Genomic DNA, 24,498 nt, shown 5'->3' with positions numbered 1-24,498 from the left:
CTGCGTCGGCGAAGGCGGAGGGGCGGGGCGCGCTTTTTCAGGAAGGGGACGAACCGATGAAGGAAATGATCTCGCTCGAAGAGGCCCGCGAGCTCGTACTCGCGAACGTGGATCCGCTGCCGCAGGAGACGGTGCCGGTGCTGGAGGCGGTGGGCCGGGTGGCAGCCGAGGACCTGCGCAGCGACATCGACATCGCCCCGTTCGCGCATTCGGCCATGGACGGCTTCGCGGTGCGCGCGGCCGAGCTGGCTTCCGCGAGCGTCGAGGCGCCGGTGGAGATGGATGTGATCGCGGAGGTTGCGGCCGGCGACGTGTACGAGGGCTCCATCGGGGAGGGCCAGTGCGTGCGCATCATGACGGGCGCGCCGGTTCCCGACGACGCCGATGCCGTGGTGAAGTACGAGATCGTGGACGTGGTGGACGGTGACGGCAAGCCGGGCAGCCGCGTGGCGTTCACTGCCCCCGTGAAGGAGCGCAACAACGTGCGCGAGGCGGGCGAGGAGGCCAAGGCCGGCGAGGTCGTGGTGGAGGCCGGCGAGGTTATCGGCTCGGCCGGCGTCGGATTTTTGGCCGGCTGCGGCGTGGTGGAGGTGCCCACGCACCGACGCCCGCGCGTGGCCATCATCTCCATCGGCAGCGAGCTGGTAGACCCCACCGAGGTTCCCACGCCCGGCAAGATCCGCAACTCGAACAGCTATGCGCTGGCCGCGTGCGCGCAGGCTGCGGGTGCCGCGCCCACCATCCTGCCCATCGTGGAGGACACGCTGGAGGCCCTTGCGGCCGCCGTGTCCGCCGCGGCCCGCGAGTACGACTTCGTGGTGACGAGCGGCGGCGCCTCCAACGGCGACTTCGACTTCATCAAGCCCGTGGTGGAAGAGCTGGGCGAGCTGCTCATGACCACCGTGAACATGCGTCCCGGCAAGGCCCAGACGTTCGGCGTGGTGGAGGACACGCCCGTGTTCGGCCTGCCCGGCAACCCGGCGGCCGCCTACGTGGGCTTCGAGATGATCATCCGCCCCGCGCTGCGCAAGATGCAGGGCTACCGCCACTTCACGCGCCCCGTGGTGAAGGCGAAGCTCTCGCGCGACGTGAAGAAGAACGACCCGCGCCGCATCTTCCTGCGCTCCACGCTGTACAAGGACGACGCCGGCGAGTACGTGGTGGCGCCTGCGAAGAACCAGAGCTCGGGCCTGTTCGGCGTCATCCAGCGCAGCAACTGCATGGCCATCATGCCCGAGGGCCTGGAGTCGCGCACCGCCGGCTCGCTCATCGACTGCGTTCTGCTGGATGTTTCCGAGGAGGTCAGCCTCTGAGGTTCCGCCGTTCTTCCGAACGGCGGAACGGCCCGACGCTGCGAAGGGCTGTGGCACGCCGCCTTCGCGGGATCCCGGAGACTCGCGTACCCAAGGTACGCTTCGCCTCCGTGATCCCGCGAATTCGACGCACCACAGCCCTTCTCGCTGACTTACTAACGCCAACCTGCGAGAAAGGAACGACCATGTCCGACCATACTTTGACGTTTGCCATCGTCACCTGCTCCGATACGCGCAGCATGAAGGAGGACACCGCGGGCGCCGCGCTCGAGACGCTCATCGCCGAGAAGGGTTGGACGTGCGCGAGCCATGTGGTGGTGAAAGACGAGCGTGCGGACATAGCGGCTGCCATCGTGGCCGCTTGCGACGAGCTCGATGCCGATATCGTGTTGACCTGCGGCGGCAGCGGCCTATCGCTGCGCGACGTGACGCCGGAGGCCACGATGGACGTGTGCGAGCGCAACGTGCCCGGCATTGCCGAGGCCATGCGCGCCCATTCGCTGGCCATCACCCCCTACGCCATGCTGTCGCGTGCGCTGTGCATGCAGCGGGGGCGCCACCTGGTGATCAACCTCCCCGGCAGCGAGAAAGCCGCCCGCGAGAACTGGGATGGCATCGTGGCCGCCCTGCCGCATGCCGCCAAGATGATGGCCGGCGGCGGGCACTGAGGTTCTTGGGCCCTGGTTGCCGGACGGCAGCCGGGGCCTGTCGCCGCGGGGCGCCTCCTCCTAGAACCCCACGGTCAAATGCAGCTGGTAGAACTCCACGCGGGTGACGAGCACGGCGGTCAGCAGCAGCAACGTTCCTGCTCCGCATAAGGCCAAGGTTGCTTGGCGGCTGCGGCGGGAGCGCAGCGACAGGGCGGCGCACACGCAGCCGGCGATGCCTGCGAGGGCGTGGAACGCGATGGCCGTGCCGTAGCCCGGCACGAGGGCGCTGGCTGCCAGCTCGTTGTTCGCCACGCCGGCGAGGCTCTGCTGGTGCAGCGTCAGCACGACCGTGCCCGCCGCCAGCGCAACGATGCTCACCGCCACGAGCACGGCGCCGTACCGCAGCCGCCCGGAGCGCGCCAGGTGCAGGAACAGCAGCCCGATCACGGGCCCCGCCAGCAACGCCGAGAACCACAGGTTCGCCGGCGTGTACCAGGTGTTCCAAGTGGGCACCGTGTCCACCGCGTAGGCCAGTGACGTGCAGGCCACCAATGCCGCGCCGGCCGCGCAGGCCAGCACGAGCCACGGCTTCGCCACGGAGTCGGGGAAGTGCTGCTTGAAGGCTGCCATCCAGTACGAGCCCGCCAGGAAGAGGAAGGCCACGGCCGCCAGCACCTCGTTCGACAGAGGCGAGCGCCCCACACCCGAGAACACGTGCAGCGCGTTGGCCGGCGTGCCCAGGTGCGTGGCCGAGGCGATGAAGCCCACGAGCACCACCGAGAACGGCAGCGCGGCCAGGCGGTCGATGCGCACGGCGGCCTCATGGTCGCGCTCGAGCAGGCGCGCCAGGGCGAGCGCGATGAAGGCGATGGTGCCGGCCGGCGCCAGCGTGGTGAACAACGCGAGCGAGAACTCGTCGAAACCGCTGGTCATACCTGTATCTCCTGGTGGTTCGCAATATGCCCGCCCACTTGGGCGGCCAGCGCGGCCGCGGGCGAGGGGAGGATGAAGAGGTTCGGCCACGTGGCGTCCTCCGGCGGCAGCGGCAGGATGGAGCGCACGGCGCCCGGATGACGTGCCGCCAGCTCTGCCGGATCTCCCCATTCGAGCGCCCGCACGGGGCAGGCCTCGACGCACACGGGGCCCAGCCCCTCGTCCAGCCGCGCGCGGCAGCCGTCGCACTTCGAGCTCTTCTTCAGGTGCTGGTCGATGAAGGGGGCGTGATAGGGGCAGGCCATGGTGCAGTACCCGCAGCCGATGCACTTGCGCTCGTCGGGCCACACGAGCCCGCGGTCGTCCTTGTGCATGGCGCCGGTGGGGCACACGCGCGTGCAGGCGGGGTCGCCGCAATGGTTGCACGCGAGCGACAGGTGGTAGGCGAACACGCCCGTGGCAACGGCCATGCCCGCCTCGGTGCCCGCGCTCGCCGCGCCGGGCCGCTCCCACGTGCCGCCCTCGTAGTCGATGACGCGCCGGAACATGGCCTCGGCCCCGAGGTCGCGGTAGTCCTTGCACGCCATCTCGCAGGTCTTGCACCCGGTGCAGCGCGTGTTGTCGAAGAAGAATCCGAACGTCATGAGCGGCCCTCTGCCATGCTCCCCTACCCGCACGCTCCTGGAGCGGGCATCCCGCCCCAGTATACCGGAAGCGGCCGCGCCGGGGAGGGAGAGGCGCGGCCGCTTCTTCAGAGAGGTGCGGGGCCCGGCGGCCGCAAGCGATGCCGGGCCCCGCGGAAACGGTGCTGTTACGCGGGGACGTTCGTGACTTCCTTCTCGTTCGCTATCGCCCCCGTGGTGTCGCCGGGCTCCTTGGCGGCCGGGCAGGGGTTGATGGCGATGGACGGCGTGGTCTCGTCCGGCGAGGGCATGGGGGCGATGCCCGCCACGGTGCCGGTGCGGGCCGCGCGCAGCTCCTCGATGTCACCCCATTCGAGCGCGCGCACCGGGCAGGCGTCCACGCAGATGGGGTTCAGGCCCTCGGCCACGCGGTCGGCGCAGCCGTCGCACTTCTGGGCCTTCTTGGCATCGTCGAGAACGGGCACGTTGTAGGGGCAGCTGGTCACGCAGGCGCCCACGCCCGTGCACTTCTCCTGGTCGATGTGCACGAGGCCGGTCTTGCCGTCCTTCTCGATGGCGCCCGACGGGCACTTGGCCATGCACGCCGGCATGGCGCAGTGGTTGCAGGCCAGCGACACATGGTAGGCGAACGTGTCGGTGGTGTAGATGCCGTCGCCGGCGTCGGTCCACGAGCCGCCCTCGTAGTCGTACACCTTGCGGAACGCGATGGTGGCGGGCAGGTCCTTGTAGTCCTTGCACGCCATCTCGCAGGTCTTGCAGCCCGTGCAGCGCGTGCTGTCGAAATAGAAACCGTACTGGGTCATGGTTGCGTTCCTCCTTTACGCTTTCGCTACTTGGACGATGAGCGAGTGCACGCCGTTGCCCTTCGCGAGCGGCGAGGGATGGTAGGGGGTGATGGTGTTGATGCAACCGCCCTTGTCGATGCGGTCGCCCGCCATGTCGGCGTCGTGCCAAGCGCCCTGCGGGATGCCTACGGTGCCGGGGATGATACGCGGCGTGACCTTGGCCTCGATAAGCATCTCACCCACGGGGCTCTTCACGGAGCACTTATCACCGTTGCCGATGCCGCGCTCCTGAGCGTCCAGATCGTTGATCCAGATCTGCTGGCGGCAGGCCTGATTGAGCTCTTCCACTCCGCCGTAGGAGGAGTGCGTGCGGGACTTGTAGTGGAAGCCAGAGGCGTACAGCGGGAATTCGTCGGTGGTGCTGCCGTAGCCCAGGTAGCCCGGGTCGAACACGGGGATGGGGGTGACGACGTCGCCCTCGGCCAGCTCGAGCTTCGCGGCATCCTCGGCCAGGCGCTCGGCGTAGATCTCGATCTTGCCCGACGGCGTCTCGAGCGGATTTTTCGCCGGGTCGGCTACGAAATCGGCCAGGCCGATGACCGGCTCCAGCTCGCGCTTGTAATGACCCTGGGCCTTGATCTCGTCCCAGCTGGGCATGTTGCCGTCCTTCTCGGCGGACTTCTTGTAGATCTCCTCGATCCACTGCTCCTGCGTCTTGCCCTCGGTGAAGTCGTCCTTCAGGCCCAGCTTGTCGGCGATGCCGGAAACGATATCGTATTCTTTCTGGGCATCGCCCGGGGCATCCTGCGCCGGGCCGCCCACCACGACGCCGTTGTAGTACTCGGCGTAGCCGTTGGCTGCCATGTGCATCTGCTCGGCGCGCATGGCGTCGGGCAGCAAGTAGTCGGCGTACTTGGCGGAGTCGGTCATGACGGTGTCGATGACCACGATGCACTCGAGCTTGCTCTCGTCCTGCAGGATGTCGTACACGAGGTTGATATCGGAGTGCTGGTTGGAGATGCAGTTGCCGCCGTAGTTCCAGAGGAACTTGATGCCGGTCGAAAGCTTGTCGGCGCCGCGCACGCCGTCCTTTGCGGCGGTCATCTGCTCGCCGTGGTCGGCGGCGTTGAGCCACTGGTAGCAGTTGATAGCCGTCTTCACCGGGTTCTCGCCCTTGGGCATGCTGCCCAGGATGCCGCCCGGCTCGGCCTCGCGCATACCCGTGTTCGTGCCGGGCTTGCCGATCATGCCTGTGAGGATGGGCAGCATGCAGATGGCACGCGAGGTGTTCTCGCCGTTGTTGTGGCGTTGCGGGCCCCAGCCCTGCACGACGAACAGCGCCTTTGCGGCCGCGATGTCGGCGGCCAGCTGGCGGATGCGATCGGCGGGGATCTGCGTGATGGGGGCGGCCCACTCCGGCGTCTTCTCCACCATGTCGTAGCCGGTGCCCATGATGTAGTCCTTGTAGGACTTGTTCTGGCCCTTGGCGGACTCGGGCATGGTGTCCTCGTCGTAACCCACGCAGTACTTGTCCAAGAACTCCTTGTCCACCTGGTCGTTCGCGATCAGCTCGTGGGCGATGGCGTTCACGAGGGCCGCGTCGGTTCCCGTGCGGATGGGCAACCACTCGTCAGGATGCCCAGAGCTCGTCTCGTTCAGGCGGTAGTCGATGTTGACGATCTTCGCACCGGCCTCGCGCACCTTCGCGAAGTCGTAGACGATGTTGGCGCCGCCCATGCGCGTGTCGGCCGGGCTGTTGCCGAACATGATGACCAGATCGGACTTCTCGGCTTCCGACATGGACGAGGCGTACACGCTGTCGTAGGGGTTGCACTTATCGCCGTAGGTGTAGGGCATGCCGGACTGCATCATGTTCGTGGAGTAGTCCGCGTAGCTCTTCAGGTAACCGCCCATCAGGTTCGCAAGGCGCGGGAACAGGCGGCTCGTGGCGGAAGAAACGCCGCTGCCGTAGTTCATGTACACGGCCTCGTTACCGTACTGGTCGATGGTGTTCTTGAGCGCATCGGCGATGCCCTGGTAGGCCTCGTCCCAGCTGATCTCCTCGAACTTGCCCTCGCCGCGCTTGCCCACGCGCTTCATGGGCTTCATGAGGCGGTCGGGCGAGTTGATCCAGCGGCGGATGGTGCGGCCGCGCAGGCAGGCACGGGCCTGCAACCCGGCGGCATCGCCCACGTTGTCCGTTTCGGCGTAGACGATCTTGCCGTCCTGCACGTGCCAGCGCAGCAGGCACGAGCCGCCGCAGTTGACGACGCACTGGCTGTAGACGATCTCGTCAGCCGCCGCGGCGCCCCCGTCCTTGGCGCCTTCCTCGCTCTTGGGAGCGCAGCCGTACAGCGCGCTTCCGGCGGCCCCGGCCAGCGCGAGCCCGGCGAGCGAGCCCTTCACGAACGTGCGGCGCGACAGCGTCGCTGCTTCGTTCATTGCCATGGTTTCCCTCCTTCTCCTTGGTAACTCCTCCAGGGGCCACGCTACCGAAATAACAGGGCAGCAGAATCACACTTTGCATGTGATTTAAGCGTTTATCCAGTTCAGAGCGGTGCGGTATCACCCCATTCGCCGGGTGGCCTGCACGGTGCGCAGGTTGCCCGGCGCTGCTTCATACTATAATGGATGCGCAGGGCAAGGAGATCGAGGCAGGGGAGGGCCGACTTCACGTGGCAGAAGGCGCCGCGCATACGCATGTGTCCAGTTGGGGGTACGCGTGCTTTCTTACGGTGAACGCCACGTCCATCTGGGGCGGCGTGTTCCCGTTTCTGCCGATGGAGTTCCAGACGGCGGAAGTCACGCTCACCTTCTTCCTTGCGCAGTCGCTCGCGTTCTGGGGCGCGTTTGTGGCAAGCGCCGTGGGGTCGTACCGTTTCCCGCACGGGGCGCGGCGCATGCTGGTGTCGTTGAGCGCCATCCTCGTGTTCGCCGGGTCGGCGTGCCTCATCGGCGCCATGTACGTTTTCGAGGCCGTGCTCGTGCTCGTGGCCGCGGGCGGCGTGCTCTTGGGCATCGGGTGCGCGGGCCTGTTCATGCTCTGGCAGCGCTACTTCGCCTCGCTGCCGCCCGCCCAAGGCAACGTGCGTCTTGTGGTGGGCACGGCGCTGGCGCCCTTCATCTACTTCGCGCTGTACCTGGTGCCCATCGCCCTCACGGCGTTTCTGGTGCCGCTCGTGTTCGTGCCCTTGTGCGGCCTCTGCATCGCGCTCTCCGTGCGCGAGATGCGCATGGACCAGCCCATGTTTGAGGATGTGCCGCGTCAGCATCCGCAGGTCTACCGCCAGGTGGTTTCCGACTACTGGCGCAGCGCGCTGTGCGTGGGGTCGCTCGCGTTCGCCAGCGGGGTCATTCGCGGCATCGCGCTTCTGCACCAGGAGATCAGCCTCGTGGTGAACAGCGCCTCCATGCTGGGCTCGTTCGTGTCGGCTGCCGTGCTCTTGCTGCTGTGGCGGCGCATGAGCTTCCGCCTGGGGCTCACGTCGGTTTTCCGCGTGGTGTACCCGCTGGTCATAACCGGCTTTTTGCTTCTTCCGTTTCTGGGCGCGGGGTACTTGAACCTGTTCGCCGCCTTCACCTACATGGTGTTCTCGCTCGTGCTCATGCTTATGATGATGCAGTGCGCGCAGGTCTCGCGCGACCGCGGCATCAACCCCGTGTTCATCTACGCGTTCTTCGGCGCCGTGGTGTACCTCATGCAGGCTGTGGGCTTTCTGCTGGGGTGGGTGAGCGACTTCGTCTCGGTGGACGGGTTCGACTGGCTGTTCTTCGTGGCCATGGTGTCAAGCTACGTGCTGGGCATCACGCTGCTGGTGTCCACGGGCACGCTGTTCAAGGCCGTGGCGTCGAAGGGGACGGTGACGGCTGACCTTATCGAGTTTTTGCGCCGCGGCTCCGCCGATGCCGACGAGCGTGCCGCCGCTCCCGGTTCTGCGAAGGCCGCCAAATCCCCCAAGCCCAAGCCCGCCAAGGCCGCGCCGAAGCGCCGCAACCGTCCCAGCGCCTCGGATGACGCCGGCACTATCCGCGACCGCACGTCCAAGCAGTGCCGTGCCATGCAGGAGGCATTCGGCCTGTCCACGCGCGAGACGGAGGTCATGGAGCTCATCGCCCGCGGCAACAGCATGGCGAGCATCGCCGAGCGCCTGGTCATCAGCGAGAACACGGTGCGCACCCACGCGAAGCACATCTACACGAAGCTGGACATCCACAAGCGCCAGGAACTGCTGGACATGCTCCACGAGCGGGAGGGGTAGGGGGCCTTTCGGCGGCTCGACGGCCGGTGGGGCGGAGAGGTGCCCGCGTCGCGCCCAGGCGCATCCGCTGACTTGCTGCGCTCGCCCGTGGACTGCGGTTGCAGGCGATGTGCGAGTGCTATACTGGTGCGCGAAAACGAACGGCGATCGAGCGAGGACGACAGCAGCATGACGGCACAAGAGCTACCGAACGGATTCACCGGGTTCGCGAATCGCAAGCCGGGCTTCGAGCCGGCCAGCGCCAGCGTGGGGCACACGCCGGTGGGGGGCTACACCACGGGCGGCGGCGCGGCGCTCGCGGGCGTCCCGGCCGGCTACGAGCGGGGCGCGCAGGGGGCGTTCCAGTACGCGCGCGACCACGCGCGGCCCGACGCGGGCGCGGCGAGCTTCGACCCCGACAAGCTGCGCCTCATCCCCGACACCGACCGCCGCTGGGCCTGGACGGAGGTCGACCTGAACGCCCTGCGCCACAACGTGGCGTCCCTCAAGCGCCACGTGGGACCCGGCGTGCGCGTCATGGCCGTGGTGAAGGCCGACGGCTACGGGCATGGGGCGGTGCGCTGCGCGAAGACGGCGCTGAACTCCGGCGCCGAGTACCTGGGCGTGGCCACGGTCAACGAGGCCATCGAGCTGCGCGAGGCGCTGGTGAACGCGCCCATCCTCGTGCTGTCGCAGCCGCCCGACGAGGCCATCCCCCTGCTGCTGGCCTACAAGGTCATGCCGAGCGTCTACACGCCCGACTTCGCCATCCGCTACGCCGAGGCGGCCGACGCCTTCGGCATCCGCGCGCCGTACCACCTGGCCGTGAACACGGGCATGAACCGCATCGGCGTGCGCCACGACCAGGTGGTGGAGTTCCTCTCGCAGGTGAGCTTCCACCGCGCGCTCGACCTCGTGGGCACGTTCACCCACTTCGCCACGGCCGATGCGCCCGAGACGCTGGACTTCCATATACAGACGAAGCGCTTCCTGGAGGCCATCCAGGGCATGCGCGTGGCCGGCGTCGATCCCGGCATCATCCATGCTGCCAACTCGGCCGCAGCCATCCGCTACCCGGACGTGCACTTCGACATGGTGCGCCCCGGCATCGCGCTCTACGGCCTGCACCCGTGCCCGGAGACGCGCACGATGATCGAGCTCAAGCCCGTCATGAGCGTGCACGCGCGCGTGACCGACGCACGGCTCGTTCCCATGAGCGAGGGCGTGAGCTATGGCATGAACTACCGCAGCCCCGGCAGCGTGAAGATTTGCACCATACCGGTGGGCTACGCCGACGGCCTGCGCCGGGGGCTCTCGGGCCGCACGGACTTCATCGTGTCCGGCCAGCGGTTCCGCCAGGTGGGCAACATCTGCATGGACCAGTGCATGTTCGAGGTGGACATGCGCATCTACGGCACGCGCCGCCGCGTTGACCCGCAGATCGGCGACGAGGTGGTGCTGGTGGGACGCCAGGGCGACTCGGTGGTCACGCTCGACGACATGGCGAACACGCTGGGCACGATCCACTACGAGCTGTCCATCGGGTTCGCGCAGCGCATGCCCAGAGTGTACGTGTAGGCTCTCGCGCAGAGAGCAGGGAGAAGGGGGATTCGCATGCCCAAGCCGCACATTCCGCTGGAGGACATCCGCGCGCAGGTGGAGGCCTGCCGCAAGTGCCCGCTGGCCGACGGCCGCACGCAGACGGTGTTCGGGGTGGGGAACCCCTCGGCGCGCGTGCTCATCGTGGGCGAGGCGCCGGGCAAGAACGAGGATCTGCAGGGCGAGCCCTTCGTGGGCAAGGCCGGGCAGTACCTCAACGAGCTTCTGGCCATCGCGGGCCTGGCGCGCGAGCACGTGTTCATCGCGAACGTGCTGAAGTGCCGGCCTCCCGGGAACCGCGACCCGCGCCCGGAGGAGATCGAGCTCTGCACCCCGTACCTGCGCGAGCAGACGCGCACCATCGACCCCGAGTTCATCGTCACCTTGGGCAACTTCTCCACGAAGTTCATCCTGAAGACGGAGATCGGCATCACGCGCCTGCACGGCACGCTGCAACGCGCGGGCAAGTTCAAGGTGTTCCCCATCTTCCACCCCGCTGCCGCCATCTACGACGGCTCGAAGCGCGAGGCCCTGGAGAACGACTTCGCCACGCTCGGCGAGCTGCTGCGCGCAAGCGACGTGGAGAAGGCGGCGGCGCCTGCCGCGCAGGTCGACAGCCCCGCGACTCCCGCGCAGCCTGCGGAAGAGGCCCCTGCCGCCTCGCAGCCTGCGGTGGAGCAGTCGCATCTGCTCTAGGAAACACCGACATCTGCGCCCCTCGCGCCCCGCTATCGAAAGTTTTCTTTCGTTAGCGGGGCATTTTCGCGTCGTAACGAAAGAAATCGGCCGATTTCTTTCGTTAGCGTGAGATAATGAAAGAAAAGGCTAAGAAACCTTAGCTATTTTCGCAAATGCACTACGAGAAGGAGGAACACTGGTGGATAGGCAAAACCGATCCGGGCGATTCGTTGCCCAGCCAACCGGATACCGTGCGTTCGTTCCCAAGCCGCTGCCACCCGATCCTCCCCTCGAGTTCACCTCGGAACTGCTCGGGCTCCTCTCCGAGGCGGACCGCAAGCTCGGCAGGCTGGACGGTGTGACCCAGGTGCTGCCCGACCCTGATCTGTTCGTGTCGATGTACGTCAAGAAAGAGGCGCTTCTCAGTTCCCAGATCGAGGGCACGCAGGCTTCTCTGGAAGACGTCATCGCCATCGAGGAGAGCCGGATGAACGACGACACGCAGGAAGTTGCCAATTACATCGCGGCCATGAACTACGGGCTCGACCGCCTGCGGGAGTTTCCCTTGAGCCTGCGGCTGATCCGCGAGATCCATGCCCATCTGTTGGCGAGCGGTCGCGGAAGCGAGCGAACCCCCGGCGAGTTCAGGCACTCCCAGAACTGGATCGGGCCGCAGGGCTGCTCGCTCGCCGACGCGCCCTATGTGCCTCCGGCTGTGGATGATATGCGAACGGCGCTTGGAGCCCTGGAGTCGTTTTTCTACGAATGCGCCGACATGCCCACCTTGGTGAAGATCGCCCTTATCCATGCCCAGTTCGAAACCATCCATCCGTTTCTTGATGGAAACGGGCGCATGGGTCGGCTGCTCATAACCTTTTGGCTCTGCAACGAGGGGATCCTGTCAAAACCCGTTCTTTACCTGAGCTATTACTTCAAAAGGAACCGGCAGGAATACTACGACCGCCTGATGGACGTGAGGCTCAAGGGCGCTTGGGAAGAGTGGCTGGCGTTTTTTCTCCGGGGTATCTCCCAGACATCCGAAGAAGGGGTCGCTTCGGCCAAGCAGATCATCCAGCTGCAAAGCGATTGCCTGCGACTCTTGAACGATGCAAGGCTTAGCGCCAACCACACGGCCCTTCTTGACCGGTTGTTCGAGTCGCCGTCCGTCACGAAACGCAAGGTGGCGGAAATGCTCCACGTGTCGGAGCCGACCGCGAAGAACGTGATAGACAACTTGTGCGGATTGGGCATCCTGAAAGATGCCTCGCCGAAGTCACAGCGCAACAAACGGTTCGTATTCCAGCGCTATTTGGACATCTTGGAGCCTGGTACGGATCCTCTTTAGCCGCAACGTGCCCCGCTAACGAAAGTTTTCTTTCGTTAGCGGGGCATTTTCGCATCGTAACGAAAGAAAACGGCCGATTTCTTTCGTTAGCGCTCGGCCTTGCCGGTTTGCGGCGCCAGGCCGGGGCCTCACAGCCATTTCTTCCTCTTGAATATCACCAGCTCCACCACGATGATGACGATGCACACCACGATGATGGTCTGATAGCCCCACTGCCAGTCCAGGCCGGGCATGTTCGCGAAGTTCATGCCGAACCAGCTGGTGATGAGCGTGAGCGGGGCGAACAGCGTCGTGATGATGGTGAACCACTGCATGGTGTCGTTCTGCTGAATGTCGATTTGCGTCTGGTAGAGCTCGCGCAGCTGCAGGCTGTACTCCTTGAGCGTCTGCGAGCGCTTGAGCAGGCGCTCCACCGTTTTCTCGAGCGAGTGGAACAGGCGGGCCTCCCCGTTGGTGAGCAGTTTGTTCTCGTTGTCGCCGATGGTGCCCGTCATGTCCACGAGCTGCTGGTAGAAGGTGTCGATGCGCAGAAGCCGCCGCCGAAAGCCCAGCATCTTGCGGTTCGCCACGTTGCCGCAGCGGTCGATGATCTGCTCCTCCACGTCCTCCATGCGGTCCTCCACGTCGGCGAGGTACGTCAGGTCGTCCTTCACGAGCAGCTTCATGAACTCGAACAGGCAGTGCGCCGCCGTGGGTTCCTTCAAAACGCCGATGCGCTCGATGTCGTCGAGCAGGCGCGTGCATATCTGTCCCTCGTCGATGAAGATGAGGTTGGTCTTGTTCAGGTAAAAGGCGAACTTGAGCGTCTCGCCCATGAGGTCCCTCTTGTCGGGAACGGCGAACGAGCCGATGAGGCTGTCGGGGAACACGTCGAGGTAGGTGCTCTCGGCCTCCGTGAGCGTGCGCAGCGCCGAGAGCGTGTCGGCGCCGGCCACACCGAGCTTGGCGAACTCCTGGGTGGTGATGACCTCCACCACCGATGCCCCCGGCTCGATGGGCTGGTCGAGCGGCACGGCTTTCAGCTGCTTGGTCAACACGTATTTCTGCGCCATGGCTGCTTCCTCCTCGATGGGCGCCGATGCGGACGGCTGCGCCGCGCCCTGCGGACGGCTACGCGGCAATTAGCTCGCCTTCTCCGTCGCAACGCAGGGGCCGCATGCGCCGGCTGCGCCCTCCATCGATTATAGGTTCCCCTGCCACCTCGGCTATTTTCGTTCCGCTGACCGCTCGGAAACCTGTTCGAAACATGGGGACGGCGGGCGTGTTGCTATAATAGCGGCCATACTTCTACGGGAAGCGGCACCGAGCATCGTCCGGTGCTGCTTCTGTATCTGAGACGAGAGAGGGCGAAGGCCGTGTATCCCATCGAACGAGTAGAGCCGCTCAACGCGGAAGTGACCCGCATGGTCGTGCGCGCGCCCGAGATAGCGCGCAAGATCAGGCCGGGCCAGTTCATCATGCTGCGCATCGACGAGCGCGGCGAGCGCATCCCGCTCACGATGAACGAATGCGACCCGGAGGCGGGCACCGTCACCATCGTGTTCCAAGCGGTGGGCGCCACCACGATGCGCCTCGCGCAGCTGAAGGCGGGCGACGCGCTGCTGGACTTCGCGGGGCCGCTCGGCAACCCCACCGAGCTCGAGGGCGCGCGCCGCGCGTGCGTCATCGGCGGCGGTCTGGGAACGGCCATCGCGTACCCGCAGGCCAAGTGGCTGCACGAGCATGGCTGCGAGGTGGACGTGATCACCGGCTTCCGCACCAAGGATCTCATCCTTCTCGAGGACGAGATAAACGCGTGCTCCACGCGCCAGATCATCATGACCGACGACGGCTCGAACGGCAACAAAGGCCTCGTGACGCAGGCGCTGCAGCAGCGTATCGACGAGGGCGCGGATTACGACCTGGTGCTGGCCGTGGGTCCCGTCATCATGATGAAGTTCGTGGCCGCCACCACCAAGCCCTACGGCATCAAGACGCTCGTGAGCATGAACCCGCTCATGATCGACGGCACCGGCATGTGCGGCGGCTGCCGCGTGAAGGTGGGCGACGAGTACCTGCACGCCTGCGTGGACGGGCCGGACTTCGACGGCCACCTGGTGGACTACGATGATGCCATGCGCCGTGGCGTGATGTACCGCAGCTTCGAGGGCGCGGCGCGCGAGGCGGCCGAGGGCCGCGACTGCAACGGCGGGACCGACGGCGAGCGGAAGGGGGCGTAGCATGGCGACCAGCTACGAGGTGAACCGGCAGAAGGAGAAAACGCCCGTTTCCGAGCTCGATCCGGCCGACCGCGCGAAGACGTTCGACGAGGTGGCGCTGGGCTATACCGAGGAAGAGGCGGTGGCCGAGGCGCGCCGCTGCATCCAGTGCCCGAACACCCCCTGCGTGGGCGGCTGCCCGGTGGGCGTGCCCATCCCGCGGTTCGTCGAGCAGGTGGCCGAGGGCAACTTCGCTCGGGCGTACGCCATCGTGAAGAGCGCGAACTCGCTGCCGGCCATCTGCGGGCGCGTGTGCCCGCAGGAGACGCAGTGCGAGGGCGTGTGCACGCGCGGCAGGAACGGCGAGCCGGTGGCCATCGGCCGCCTGGAGCGCTTCACATCCGACTGGGCGTTCGCGCATCCCGAGGAGGCGGCTGCGGCCATGGACGGGCTGCGTGAGGAGTGCGCTGCGGGCGACGAGCTCGCCTGCAGCATCTGGCGCGGCGCGGAAGGCGCGGTGTCGCAGGACCTGGCCGGCAAGCGCGTGGCGGTCATCGGCTCGGGCCCGGCGTCGCTGACCTGCGCGGGCGAGCTGGTGAAGCGCGGATGCGATATCACGGTGTTCGAGGCGCTGCACAAGGTGGGCGGCGTGCTCACCTACGGCATACCCGAGTTCCGCCTGCCGAAGGACCTCGTGCAGCGCGAGGTGTCGAAGCTGGGCGACAAAGGCGTTTCGTTCGAGGTGAACGCCCTGGTGGGCAAGCTCTACGACATCGACGAGCTCATGGAGGACCGCGGCTTCGACGCCGTGTTCGTGGGCACGGGCGCGGGGCTTCCCAGCTACCTGGGCATCGAGGGCGAGGGCCTCAACGGCGTGTCGGTGGCAAGCGAGCTTCTGACCCGCGTGAACCTTATGAAGGCGTACCAGTTCCCCGAATACGAGACGCCGGTGTACGCGGGCAAGAAGTGCGTGGTGGTGGGCGGCGGCAACGTGGCCATGGACGCGGCGCGCACGGCGAGGCGCCTGGGCGCCGACGTGACCGTGGTGTACCGTCGCGGACGCGAGGAGATGCCGGCGCGCGCCGAGGAAGTGCACCATGCCGAGCAGGAGGGCATCAAGTTCCTGCTGCTGACGAACCCGGTGCGCATTCTGGGCGACGAGAGCGGCTGGGTGTCGGGCGTCGAGTGCGTGCGCATGGAGCTGGGCGAGCCCGACGCGAGCGGACGCCGCCGCCCCGCGCCGATCGAGGGCAGCGAGTTCGTCATCGACATCGACATGCTGGTGGTGGCGGCAGGGTCGAAGACCAACCCGCTGATCGCGAAGACCACTCCGGGGCTCGAGGTGACGCCGCGCAGCCTGATCGTGGCCGACGAGCGCACGGGCGCCACGTCGAAGCCGGGCGTGTTCGCCGGCGGCGACGCGGTGATCGGCGCGGCGACCGTCATCCTGGCCATGGGTGCCGGCAAGCGCGCCGCGGCGGGCATCGGGGAGTATCTGACGCAAGAGTAACGCGTTTATCCATCGTTTTCTGGAACGAGTGTTTCACGTGAAACACTCGTTCGTTTTATTAAGGAGGCCTTCCATGTCGTTCGACCCGATCGCCTACATCAACGAGCCGCGCTGGCTGGAGTCGCGGCTCGGGCTCGATCGCATCTGCGAGCTGCTCGATCGGCTGGGCCGGCCGCAGGACCGCCTCAAGTTCGTGCACGTGGCCGGTACGAACGGCAAGGGGTCGACCTGCGCCTACCTCGCCTCCATCCTGCAGGCCGCGGGCTTGCGCACGGGGCTGTTCACCAGCCCGTACCTCATCGCGTTCGAGGAGCGCATCCGCGTGGACGGGGCGAACATCTCGGCTGACGACCTCATCGAGGCGACGCTGCTTGTGAAGGAGCAGGCCGAGGCCATGGCGGACCATCCCACCGAGTTCGAGCTCATGTGCGCCGTGGCGCTCGTGCATTTCGCGCGGAGCGGTTGCGACGTCGTGGTGCTCGAGGTGGGCCTCGGCGGCCGCCTCGACTCCACGAACGTCATCGACGCGCCCGAGGTTGCCGTCATCGCGCGCATCGGACTCGACCACACGGCGCTGCTCGGCAACACGCTAGCGGCCATCGCGGGCGAGAAGGCGGGCATCGTGAAGCCGGGTTCGGCTGTGGTGTCGTGGCCCCAGGAGCCCGAGGCGATGGCGGCGGTCGAGGCAGCGGCTGCGGCGGCGGGCGATGCGCTGACCGTGCCCGACCTCGCGCTCTTGGAGGCGGGTACGGTGGACTGGGGGGTTCCCGGGGCGCCCCTGCGTCCGTTCTCCTATGGGCGCTTTACCGACCTGCGCACGCGGCTGCTCGGCAGCTACCAGCCCGCGAACGCGGCGCTCGCCATCGAGGCGGCCGAGGCGCTGCGCACCCGGGGTTGGGCCGTCAACGACGATGCGGTTCGCCGGGGCATCGCCGAAACCGCGTGGCCCGGGCGTTTCGAGATCGTGCGCGCGGCGTCGGGGGAGCCCACGGTCGTGGTGGACGGCGGCCACAATCCGCAGGGGGCCCGCGCGCTCGCCGATTCCCTGGCCGACGTGTTCCCCGGCCGCAAGCCCGTGTTCGTTGTCGGCGTGCTGGAGGACAAGGACTATCCGGCCATGTTGGAGACGGTGCTGCCGCTCGGTGCGGCGTTCGTGTGCGTGGCGCCCGACAACCCCCGCGCGCTTCCTGCCGACAAGCTGGCGCGCGCCATCCGCTGGACGGGCCAGGACCTCCTGGGATGCTCGGCCTGCACGAGCCCCTATGTCGCACGCGACATGGCCGATGCGCTCGCCCGCGCCCGCGAGCTGGCCGGCCCGGACGGCCTCGTGTGCGCCTTCGGCAGCCTCTACTCAGTGGGGGCGGTGAAGGCGGCGCTCGGGGCGACGGCGTAAGCGGGCGGAAGGCGGCTGCCGGGACGCTCGGGCCGTCTTCGCGCGAACCGGCCGCCAAGGCAAAGCCCCGCCCGTTGCAGGCGCGCAACGGGCGGGGCGGCGGGGCGCAGCCGGCAGCGCCGGCGTGCTAGGATGGTGCCCTACAGGGAATCGATGTACGCCACGAGGTCGCCCACGGTGTTCAGGCCCTCGGGCTCGCCGAAGTCAACCTCGCAGGCCTCCTCGAGGTCGCAGATGAGCTCCACCATGTCGAGCGAGTCGATGCCGAGCGAGTCGAACGTGGACTCCGCGGTCACGGTGGACGGGTCGATGTCGAGGTTCTCCTGCAGGATGTTCGTGATGGTGTCGATGGTGGCCATGGGCCTTCCTTTCCTTGGAAAATCGTCGGCATCCATGGTAGCAGACGCGCGGGGCGCGCGCAGCCCCCGCGCACGGAAAGGGCGGCGCCCGGAGCGCGGGCGCCGCAGCGAGGAGGCGACGATGTGCGGACGGTTCGTCATGATCCCGCGCGACGTGGTGGAGCGCATCGTGCGCGAGGTGGAGCAGGGCATGCCGCCCACCGTGCCCGACTACGAGCTGGCCGGCCTGGACGCGTTCCCCGGCGCGCGCGTGCCCGTGGCGGTGCCGGCGCAAGGCGCGGGAGGGTCGGGGCGCCTGGCGGTGGCCGAGCTCGATTGGGGGTACCAGGTGAGCTGGGCGAAGCGACCCGTGTTCAACACGCGCGTGGACACGGCCACCGGCCCGCGCGGCCAGATGTGGCGCGAGTCGCTGGAGCAGCGCCGCTGCGCCGTGCCCACGCTGGGCTTCTACGAGCCCCACAAGACGGAGCGCGCCGTGAGCCCCAAGACGGGCCGCGAGGTGAAGGTGCAGTGCGCGTTCGGCCTACCGGATAACCCGGTCACGTTCTTGGGCGGCATCTACGAGGACGGCCATTTCTCGATCATGACCTGCGAGCCCAACCGCTGGGTGCGCGACGTGCACGACCGCATGCCCCTCGTGCTGCGCCCGTCCGAGCTGGGCACTTGGCTGGGCCCGCGCTACGCCGACCTGTTCGACCGTCGCGACGTGGAACTGGCCTGCCGCGTGGCGTGACCGGACGAGGCGCGTCCCCTACGCCAGGTCGCCGCGCGCGGCGAACACGGCGGCGAACGCCTGCGGCTCCGTGCCCGTCGGAAGGTCCAGCTCGGCCAGCTCAACCTGGACGGCGGGCAGTGCCGCCAGGCACTCCTCGGGCGTGGGAGGGCTCTCGGGCTCGGCCTCGGCGGCGTGCTCTCCTTCCGGCGGGGGAGCGGAGCAGGTGGAGAACAAGGTGACGGCGCCGAACACGAACAGCGCGCACACGGCTACGGCGCCTGCGACGAGCGCGATCCTCCGCAGCGGGTTTTGGTCGGGCCCGCCGCCGGCGTAGAGCGTGGGTGCGGGGCGCGCGGAGGAGCGGGCCGCCGGGCGCTTCGAAGCCGGGAAGGGTTGCTCGGCCGCCTGGGCCGCGGGGCGTTCGGACACCCGTGCGGAAGCCTGGGCCGAGGAACGCTGCGGGCGGCTCGGCCGGGTCTGCGTGCGGGCCGTATTTCCGTTCCCGGGTGCCTCCGCCTCGCCGCGCGCGTGTGCTTGCGCGTCCTCCAGGGTCGACGGCCTGCGGCTCCCCGTATTCCCCGTGGCCGGGCCGATCTGCTCGGCCGTCTGGCCGGGAGTGCTCTTCAGGTAGTCCCGGGCGGAGAGCACGACCCGCCCCGCCCGGGCAGGGCGGGGAGAACGGCGGGACCGAGCATCGTCGTGCCTGTTGGAACCGGTCACCGTTCTCCCCTTCGGATGCTAGGCTTCTTCGCGCTGCTTGAGCAGGCCGTAGCCGCCGTCGTCGCGGCGGTAGAGCACGTTCACCATGCTGGTGTCGCGGTCGGTGTAGGCGAAGAAGTCGTGGCCCAAGAGGTCGATCTTCACGAGCGCCTCCTCCTCGGTCAGCGGCTCGAACTCGATCTCCTTCACGCGCACGACCTCCTCGTCGGCCGCGAGCTCCTCCATGAGCTGGTCGAGATCCTTGGTCGGCACGGGCTCGGTGCGGATGGTCTCGTCCACGGCGCGCAGCTTGCGGTCGATGACCTTCGTCTTGTACTTGCGCAGCTGGCGGACCACTTTGGCGGCGGCCACGTCGATGGCGGCGTACATGTCCTCTTCGCATTCCTCCACGCGGATGATGTGGCCCTTCGTGCGCAGCGTGACCTCGCAGCAGGCAGGGCGGGGGTTCGCGGGATTCTTCTCCACGTACAGAACAACCTCGGCAACGAGAGGGTCGATGTCCATGACCTTCATCGAGTTGCCGATCTTCTCCTCGGCGTATTGACGCAGTGCATCGGTTACGGGCATTTTGCGTCCGGCTACGGTAATGCTCATAGCACTCACCTCTTACCTCGTGGCGAATAAAAAAAGCTTGGCCGGAAGCCCTGGCCGAGGTCGTGCGGGGCGGATACCGATATGCCGCTCATGCAAGACCCAAGTCGACTCCTCACGCCAAACTGATGGGTACAGCATAGCGCAAAACGCCCGACTGCGGCAGGGTATTTTCGAGCCGTTGGCAAAACGGCGCACGGGGCGCCGGCCTGCGGGGCACCGCCTTGGAGAGAATGCGCTACGTTGTGAAATCGGGTTGGAAACGGGTGGTGAATGCGAGGCCCACGAGGGTGTATAAGGGATAATAGGACTTTCAGGCATTGTCGACAGATAGGGCGGACATGGCATCCACACCGGCCAAAGAGCAGAAGCTGTTCATCAACGAGGTGCAACGGCATCAGGCGCGCTACCGCAAGCTCATCCAATTCACGCACTCTTCGACGAAGGCCGCGGGCGCCATGCTCCTGGCGGCCGTCGTGGCGCTGATCGTGGCGAACACGGGGGCGTACGAGGCGTTTTTGGGCTTCTGGCACACGGAGGTGGGCGTGTTCTTCGGCGACGGGTTCGCCGGCATGTCGCTCGGCCACGTCATCAACGACATCTTCATGGCCATCTTCTTCCTGCTGGTGGGCTTGGAGGTGAAGTACGAGCTCACGGTGGGCGAGCTCACGAACATCCGCCAGGCGCTGCTGCCCATCGTGGCGGCCGTGGGCGGCGTGCTGGCGCCCATCGGCATCTACCTGGCCTTCAACGCGACGAACCCGGAGACGGCGCACGGCTGGGGCGTGCCCACGGCCACCGACATCGCGTTCGCGCTGGGCATCCTGGCGCTCTTGGGCAACCGCGTGCCGAACGGCGTGCGCGTGTTCCTGAGCACGCTGGCCGTGGCCGACGACATCATTGCCATCCTGGTCATCGCCATCTTCTACGGGCACAGCCCGTCGCTGCCGTGGCTGGCCGTGGCCGCCGTGGTGCTGTTCGTGCTCGTGCTCATGAACCGCAACCACATCTACTCGCTCATTCCGTACCTGCTGGTGGGGGCCGTGCTGTGGTACTGCGTGTACATGTCGGGCGTGCACGCCACCATCGCCGGCGTGCTGCTGGCGTTCACCATCCCCTCGGGGTCGCGCGTGAACATCAAGAGCTTCCTCACCTGGTCGGGCGACAAGGTGCGCGAGGCGTGCTCGGCCTACCAGCCCGAGACGCCCGTCATCGCGCAGGGCGGCTACATAGAGACGGTGCAGGATCTTAGCCGCGTGGCGCGCCAGGTGGTGCCGCCGGCCACGCGCCTGGAGCACCGGCTGTACCCCTGGGTGTACTTCGGCATCCTGCCGCTGTTCGCCCTCACGAACGCCGACGTGAGCTTCCTGGGCGTGGACGTGGGGGCGATGCTCTCGAGCCCGGTGCTCTACGGCGTGTTGCTGGGCCTGCTCGTGGGCAAGCCGCTTGGCATCATGCTGTTCAGCATGGCGGTGGTGAAGTCCAAGCTGGCCTCGCTGCCCGAGAACGTGAACTGGTTCCACATGCTGGGCGCGTCCATCCTGGGCGGCGTGGGCTTCACCATGGCCATCTTCGTGGCGAACCTGGCGTTCCCCGACGAGGGCCTGGTGGCCACGGCGAAGCTGGGCATCCTGGCGGCATCGCTTTTGGCCGGCGTACTGGGCTTCGTGCTGCTGCTGCTGCAGGCGAAGGCGGCGCAGAAGCGCGGCGTGGCGTACCTGTCCTCGAGCGCCGACGACATCACGCGCCAGACGGCGGGCGACGAGGCCGCGCGCGAGGCCGAGGAGCTGCTGCGCGATTTGGAAGACCCTGCGATCAAAGACGAGGTCGAGGCGGCGAAGAGGCGCGGCGGCGTGTTCGAGATAGCCGTCGACCTGGGCCCGACCGGCCTTCTGGGCGGCGGTTCCATCGGGGACGTGCGCGAGGCCGTGCGCAACGAGGTGGTGCGCGTGCTGCGCGAGGAGGGCAAGGACGACCTCTTGGAGAAGGTGCAGGAGGAGTTCAAGGAGCACGCCGGCGAGCCCCCGCTGGCCAGCGTGGAGGAGACGCTTCTGCGCGAGAGGGGCGAGGAGGCCCTCCGCGACGCGCTCCGCCGCGAGGCCGACGACGTCACCGGCACGAGCGGCGGCGAGCACAAGGACGGGAGCAGCGCGCCGCGGGATTAGCCGCCTCCGGTATTCGTCCACGGGGCCGCGCGGGCACCCGGTACGCGCCCGCGCCCCGCTCCGCTGCCTGCTTCCGTGCTCGCCTTGCGACCTGCATGGCTTCTGCGTGGGGTTCGCGCCCTCCGTGCGGGCTCTGCGCTATACTGTACGGTCGAAAACGTCGTGCGAACGAAGGGAAACCATGGAAGCTGCCGCCATCGTGCTCGCCGCGGGTGCCGGAACCCGCATGAAGTCGAAGAAGCCCAAGGTCGCCCACGAGGTGCTGGGCAAGCCGCTCGTGCGCTGGGTGGTGGACGCTGCCCACGAGGCCGGCATCGGCCGCATCGCGACCGTCGTGGGCCACGAGCGCCAGCAGGTGGAGCCCCTGGTAGAGGCCGACACCGAGGTAGTGGTGCAGCCCGAGCGCCGCGGCACGGCCGACGCCGTGGCCGTGTGCGCCGACGCGCTCGCCGACTTCGACGGCTCGCTCGTGGTGCTCTCGGGCGACTGCCCGCTCATCACCGCCGCCACCATCCGGCGCCTCGTGGACATGCGCGAGCAGGCCGACGCGGCCGTGGTGGTGCTCACCATGGAGCTGGAGAACCCCTACGGCTACGGGCGCATCGTGCGCGACCGCGTGGGCGCCGTGGAGCGCATCGTGGAGCAGAAGGATGCGAACAGCGCCGAGGCCGCCATCTGCGAGTGCAACTCCGGCTTCTACTGCTTCGACGCCCGCGCGCTGTTCGAGGCGCTTTCGCAGGTGGACGACGACAACGCCCAGGGCGAGTTCTACCTCACCGACGTGCTGGCCATCTGCCGCGCCGCCGGGCGCCCCGTGCTGGCGCTTCCCACCGACGACTCGTCCGAGTGCCTGGGCGTGAACTCGCGCGCGCAGCTGGCCGAGGCCACGAAGTACGCGCAGCGCCGCATCAACGCCGCCCACCTGGCGGCCGGCGTGACCATGACCGACCCCGACCAGGTGTGGATCGGCCCGGACGTGGTCATCGAGCAGGACGTGGAGCTGCTGCCGCAGACGTTCCTCATGGGCAGCACGTCCGTGGGCGAGGACAGCGTGATCGGCCCGAACTCGCGGCTGACCGACACCGTGGTGGGACGTGGCTGCGTGATCGACGAGACGGTGGCCGTGGAGGCGCGCATCGACGACGGCGCCTCGTGCGGACCGCGCGCCTACCTGCGGCCGGCCGCGCACCTGTGCGAGGGCGCGAAGGCCGGCACCCACGTGGAGATCAAGAAGTCCACGGTGGGGAAGGGCTCGAAGGTGCCGCACCTGTCCTACATCGGCGACACGACCATCGGCGAGGACGTGAATGTGGGCGCCGGGTCCATCACCTGCAATTACGACGGCAAGAAGAAGTGGCCCACGGTGATCGGCGACGGTGCGTTCGTCGGCAGCGACACCATGATGGTGGCCCCCGTGAGCATCGGTGCGGGCGCCATCGTGGGCGCGGGCTCGTGCATCACGAAGGACGTGGCGCCCGACGCGCTGGCCCTCACGCGCCCCGAGCAGCGCGAGATCCCCGGTTGGGCCGCCAAGAAGCGCGCGCAGCAAGCAGGGAAGTAAGGAGCTCTGTCGAAAAGGCGGAGATTGCCCTGTGCGGGCGCGTCGCCTGCGGATACAATAGTGCCCATGTGAGAGGGGGCGACTGCTGCGGCGGGCGCGGCGGCCCCGCGGCAACACGAAGGAGCGCGCACATGACGGAAGTGCAGAAGAGCATGGCCTTGTTCTCGGGGTCGGTCAACCCCGAGCTCGCCGACGAGATAGCGAAGCACCTGAACGCCTCGCTCGGCAACGTCAAGCTGGAGAAGTTCGCCAACGGCGAGATCTACGCGCGCTACCAGGAGAGCGTCCGCGGCGCCGACGTGTTCCTCATCCAGTCGGTGTGCGGCGCCGAGGGCTACGACGTGAACGACGCGCTCATGGAGCTGCTCATCATGACCGATGCCGCCAAGCGTGCCTCCGCGCGCTCCGTGTCCGCCGTCATCTCGCACTACGGCTATGCGCGCCAGGATCGCAAGGCCGCTCCGCGCGAGCCCATCACGGCGAAGCTGGTGGCCGACCTCTTGGCCGCGGCGGGCGTGGACAACGTGATCACCGTCGACCTTCACCAGGACGCCATCCAGGGCTTCTTCGACCTGCCGGTGAACCACATGACGGCCATGCCCATCTTCGTGGACTACTACCGGTCCATGGGCTTCGACCCCGAGCAGCTGTGCGTGGTGTCGCCCGACGTGGGCCGTGCGAAGGCGGCGAAGAAGTTCTCCACTATGCTGGACTGCGACATCGCCATCATGCACAAGGACCGCCCGAAGCACAACCAGGCCGAGATCACGGCGCTCATCGGCGACGTGAAGGACAAGGTGTGCATCCTCAACGACGACATGATCGACACGGCCGGCTCGCTGGTGGCGGCCGCCTCTACCCTCAAGGCCAAGGGTGCCGCGCAGGTGTACGCATGCGCCACCCACGGCCTGTTCAGCGGCCCGGCGTACGACCGCATCGCCAACTCCATCATCGAGGAGGTGGTGGTGACGAACGCGGTACCCGTGCCGCTGGAGCGCCAGACCGGCAAGATCAAGGTGCTGTCGCTGGCCTCTTTGTTCGCGAAGACCATCAGCAACGTGTACGACAACGGCTCCGTGGCAAGCCTGTTCGAGTAGGGCG

21 protein-coding genes are annotated in these 24,498 nt (G+C 67.4%); 13 read left to right on the top strand and 8 right to left on the bottom strand.

Annotated elements, in window-relative coordinates; all coding sequences use genetic code 11:
- Positions 1–56: 56 nt before the first annotated feature.
- The gene (locus C1877_RS10855; protein WP_114569164.1) at positions 57–1,313 is read left to right on the top strand and encodes a molybdopterin molybdotransferase MoeA; all 1,257 of its coding nucleotides are present in this window, start codon (positions 57–59) and stop codon (positions 1,311–1,313) included.
- Between the two features lie 185 nt (positions 1,314–1,498).
- Positions 1,499–1,981: a MogA/MoaB family molybdenum cofactor biosynthesis protein gene (locus C1877_RS10850; RefSeq protein WP_114569163.1), complete on the top strand. Its 483-nt coding sequence runs from the start codon at positions 1,499–1,501 to the stop codon at positions 1,979–1,981.
- Positions 1,982–2,041: 60 nt separating this feature from the next.
- On the opposite strand, the gene C1877_RS10845 is transcribed toward C1877_RS10850, so the two are convergent.
- From C1877_RS10845 to C1877_RS10830, 4 genes are all read right to left on the bottom strand, one after another.
- Positions 2,042–2,896 (bottom strand): dimethyl sulfoxide reductase anchor subunit family protein, encoded by an 855-nt coding sequence (locus C1877_RS10845; protein WP_015539497.1) that lies wholly within the window; start codon positions 2,894–2,896, stop codon positions 2,042–2,044.
- Entirely contained in the window at positions 2,893–3,540 is a 648-nt protein-coding gene (locus C1877_RS10840) for a 4Fe-4S dicluster domain-containing protein (protein WP_015539498.1), read from the bottom strand. Before C1877_RS10840 ends, C1877_RS10845 begins: the two co-directional genes overlap by 4 nt.
- Positions 3,541–3,707: 167 nt before the next feature.
- The gene (locus C1877_RS10835; RefSeq protein ID WP_114569162.1) at positions 3,708–4,343 is read right to left on the bottom strand and encodes a 4Fe-4S dicluster domain-containing protein; all 636 of its coding nucleotides are present in this window, start codon (positions 4,341–4,343) and stop codon (positions 3,708–3,710) included.
- Positions 4,344–4,358: 15 nt separating this feature from the next.
- Positions 4,359–6,773 carry a DMSO/selenate family reductase complex A subunit gene (locus C1877_RS10830; RefSeq protein WP_114569161.1) on the bottom strand — a complete coding sequence of 805 codons (2,415 nt, stop codon included), beginning with the start codon at positions 6,771–6,773 and terminating at the stop codon, positions 4,359–4,361.
- 179 nt (positions 6,774–6,952) lie between these two features.
- On the opposite strand from C1877_RS10830, the gene C1877_RS10825 reads away from it, so the two are divergent.
- The 4 genes from C1877_RS10825 to C1877_RS10810 all read left to right on the top strand — a co-directional run bounded on the left by C1877_RS10825 (position 6,953) and on the right by C1877_RS10810 (position 12,185).
- Complete coding sequence (locus tag C1877_RS10825; RefSeq protein ID WP_390624767.1) at positions 6,953–8,584, top strand: LuxR C-terminal-related transcriptional regulator; 1,632 nt, start codon at positions 6,953–6,955, stop codon at positions 8,582–8,584.
- A gap of 168 nt (positions 8,585–8,752) precedes the next feature.
- Positions 8,753–10,141, top strand: a complete 1,389-nt coding sequence (alr, locus tag C1877_RS10820; protein WP_114569159.1) for an alanine racemase — start codon at positions 8,753–8,755, stop codon at positions 10,139–10,141.
- A gap of 36 nt (positions 10,142–10,177) precedes the next feature.
- Positions 10,178–10,858, top strand: coding sequence for a uracil-DNA glycosylase (locus C1877_RS10815; protein ID WP_114569158.1), 681 nt, complete (start codon positions 10,178–10,180; stop codon positions 10,856–10,858).
- Positions 10,859–11,039: 181 nt separating this feature from the next.
- The gene (locus tag C1877_RS10810) at positions 11,040–12,185 is read left to right on the top strand and encodes a Fic family protein (protein WP_041239271.1); all 1,146 of its coding nucleotides are present in this window, start codon (positions 11,040–11,042) and stop codon (positions 12,183–12,185) included.
- Between the two features lie 128 nt (positions 12,186–12,313).
- Here C1877_RS10810 and C1877_RS10805 read toward each other — a convergent pair whose 3' ends face one another.
- Positions 12,314–13,237 (bottom strand): magnesium transporter CorA family protein, encoded by a 924-nt coding sequence (locus tag C1877_RS10805; protein WP_114569157.1) that lies wholly within the window; start codon positions 13,235–13,237, stop codon positions 12,314–12,316.
- Positions 13,238–13,540: 303 nt separating this feature from the next.
- On the opposite strand from C1877_RS10805, the gene C1877_RS10800 reads away from it, so the two are divergent.
- The 3 genes from C1877_RS10800 (at position 13,541) to C1877_RS10790 (ending at position 17,286) form a co-directional block, all read left to right on the top strand.
- The gene (locus C1877_RS10800; RefSeq protein ID WP_114569156.1) at positions 13,541–14,404 is read left to right on the top strand and encodes a sulfide/dihydroorotate dehydrogenase-like FAD/NAD-binding protein; all 864 of its coding nucleotides are present in this window, start codon (positions 13,541–13,543) and stop codon (positions 14,402–14,404) included.
- Position 14,405: 1 nt separating this feature from the next.
- A complete protein-coding gene (gene gltA / locus C1877_RS10795) occupies positions 14,406–15,893 on the top strand; it encodes an NADPH-dependent glutamate synthase (RefSeq protein ID WP_114569155.1) in 1,488 nt (495 codons plus the stop codon).
- A 73-nt stretch (positions 15,894–15,966) separates the two neighbouring features.
- Positions 15,967–17,286 (top strand): bifunctional folylpolyglutamate synthase/dihydrofolate synthase, encoded by a 1,320-nt coding sequence (locus C1877_RS10790; RefSeq protein WP_114569154.1) that lies wholly within the window; start codon positions 15,967–15,969, stop codon positions 17,284–17,286.
- Between the two features lie 140 nt (positions 17,287–17,426).
- Here the strand turns inward: C1877_RS10790 and C1877_RS15185 are convergent, their stop codons facing one another.
- The gene (locus tag C1877_RS15185) at positions 17,427–17,645 is read right to left on the bottom strand and encodes an acyl carrier protein (protein WP_123673309.1); all 219 of its coding nucleotides are present in this window, start codon (positions 17,643–17,645) and stop codon (positions 17,427–17,429) included.
- Positions 17,646–17,766: 121 nt separating this feature from the next.
- Here C1877_RS15185 and C1877_RS10785 point away from each other — a divergent pair, with 121 nt between their 5' ends.
- Positions 17,767–18,378: an SOS response-associated peptidase gene (locus tag C1877_RS10785; RefSeq protein WP_181813838.1), complete on the top strand. Its 612-nt coding sequence runs from the start codon at positions 17,767–17,769 to the stop codon at positions 18,376–18,378.
- A gap of 18 nt (positions 18,379–18,396) precedes the next feature.
- Here C1877_RS10785 and C1877_RS10780 read toward each other — a convergent pair whose 3' ends face one another.
- Positions 18,397–18,789: a hypothetical protein gene (locus C1877_RS10780; protein WP_114569152.1), complete on the bottom strand. Its 393-nt coding sequence runs from the start codon at positions 18,787–18,789 to the stop codon at positions 18,397–18,399.
- A 309-nt stretch (positions 18,790–19,098) separates the two neighbouring features.
- Positions 19,099–19,674 (bottom strand): ribosome hibernation-promoting factor, HPF/YfiA family, encoded by a 576-nt coding sequence (hpf, locus tag C1877_RS10775; protein WP_041239282.1) that lies wholly within the window; start codon positions 19,672–19,674, stop codon positions 19,099–19,101.
- A 338-nt stretch (positions 19,675–20,012) separates the two neighbouring features.
- Between hpf and nhaA the strand changes: the two genes are divergently transcribed.
- From nhaA to C1877_RS10760, 3 genes are all read left to right on the top strand, one after another.
- Complete coding sequence (nhaA, locus tag C1877_RS10770; protein ID WP_015539506.1) at positions 20,013–21,836, top strand: Na+/H+ antiporter NhaA; 1,824 nt, start codon at positions 20,013–20,015, stop codon at positions 21,834–21,836.
- 181 nt (positions 21,837–22,017) lie between these two features.
- Positions 22,018–23,397 carry a bifunctional UDP-N-acetylglucosamine diphosphorylase/glucosamine-1-phosphate N-acetyltransferase GlmU gene (glmU, locus tag C1877_RS10765; RefSeq protein ID WP_114569151.1) on the top strand — a complete coding sequence of 460 codons (1,380 nt, stop codon included), beginning with the start codon at positions 22,018–22,020 and terminating at the stop codon, positions 23,395–23,397.
- A 131-nt stretch (positions 23,398–23,528) separates the two neighbouring features.
- Positions 23,529–24,494: a ribose-phosphate diphosphokinase gene (locus C1877_RS10760; protein ID WP_015539507.1), complete on the top strand. Its 966-nt coding sequence runs from the start codon at positions 23,529–23,531 to the stop codon at positions 24,492–24,494.
- Positions 24,495–24,498 lie beyond the last annotated feature (4 nt).

It is taken from the genome of Gordonibacter pamelaeae (assembly GCF_003340385.1).
In the GTDB taxonomy this organism is placed as follows: Bacteria; Actinomycetota; Coriobacteriia; order Coriobacteriales; family Eggerthellaceae; genus Gordonibacter; species Gordonibacter pamelaeae.
This window is presented reverse-complemented; position numbering and strand designations above follow the sequence as displayed.

Coding starts and splice junctions, on each gene's coding strand:
- C1877_RS10805 (WP_114569157.1), bottom strand. CDS start 13,237: ATGGCGCAGAAATACGTGTTGACCAAGCAGCTGAAAGCCGTGCCGCTC.
- C1877_RS15185 (WP_123673309.1), bottom strand. CDS start 17,645: ATGGCCACCATCGACACCATCACGAACATCCTGCAGGAGAACCTCGAC.
- C1877_RS10790 (WP_114569154.1), top strand. CDS start 15,967: ATGTCGTTCGACCCGATCGCCTACATCAACGAGCCGCGCTGGCTGGAG.
- C1877_RS10830 (WP_114569161.1), bottom strand. CDS start 6,773: ATGGCAATGAACGAAGCAGCGACGCTGTCGCGCCGCACGTTCGTGAAG.
- gltA (WP_114569155.1), top strand. CDS start 14,406: ATGGCGACCAGCTACGAGGTGAACCGGCAGAAGGAGAAAACGCCCGTT.
- C1877_RS10850 (WP_114569163.1), top strand. CDS start 1,499: ATGTCCGACCATACTTTGACGTTTGCCATCGTCACCTGCTCCGATACG.
- C1877_RS10845 (WP_015539497.1), bottom strand. CDS start 2,896: ATGACCAGCGGTTTCGACGAGTTCTCGCTCGCGTTGTTCACCACGCTG.
- C1877_RS10835 (WP_114569162.1), bottom strand. CDS start 4,343: ATGACCCAGTACGGTTTCTATTTCGACAGCACGCGCTGCACGGGCTGC.
- glmU (WP_114569151.1), top strand. CDS start 22,018: ATGGAAGCTGCCGCCATCGTGCTCGCCGCGGGTGCCGGAACCCGCATG.
- hpf (WP_041239282.1), bottom strand. CDS start 19,674: ATGAGCATTACCGTAGCCGGACGCAAAATGCCCGTAACCGATGCACTG.
- C1877_RS10815 (WP_114569158.1), top strand. CDS start 10,178: ATGCCCAAGCCGCACATTCCGCTGGAGGACATCCGCGCGCAGGTGGAG.
- alr (WP_114569159.1), top strand. CDS start 8,753: ATGACGGCACAAGAGCTACCGAACGGATTCACCGGGTTCGCGAATCGC.
- C1877_RS10785 (WP_181813838.1), top strand. CDS start 17,767: ATGTGCGGACGGTTCGTCATGATCCCGCGCGACGTGGTGGAGCGCATC.
- C1877_RS10760 (WP_015539507.1), top strand. CDS start 23,529: ATGACGGAAGTGCAGAAGAGCATGGCCTTGTTCTCGGGGTCGGTCAAC.
- C1877_RS10840 (WP_015539498.1), bottom strand. CDS start 3,540: ATGACGTTCGGATTCTTCTTCGACAACACGCGCTGCACCGGGTGCAAG.
- C1877_RS10825 (WP_390624767.1), top strand. CDS start 6,953: ATGGATGCGCAGGGCAAGGAGATCGAGGCAGGGGAGGGCCGACTTCAC.
- C1877_RS10855 (WP_114569164.1), top strand. CDS start 57: ATGAAGGAAATGATCTCGCTCGAAGAGGCCCGCGAGCTCGTACTCGCG.
- nhaA (WP_015539506.1), top strand. CDS start 20,013: ATGGCATCCACACCGGCCAAAGAGCAGAAGCTGTTCATCAACGAGGTG.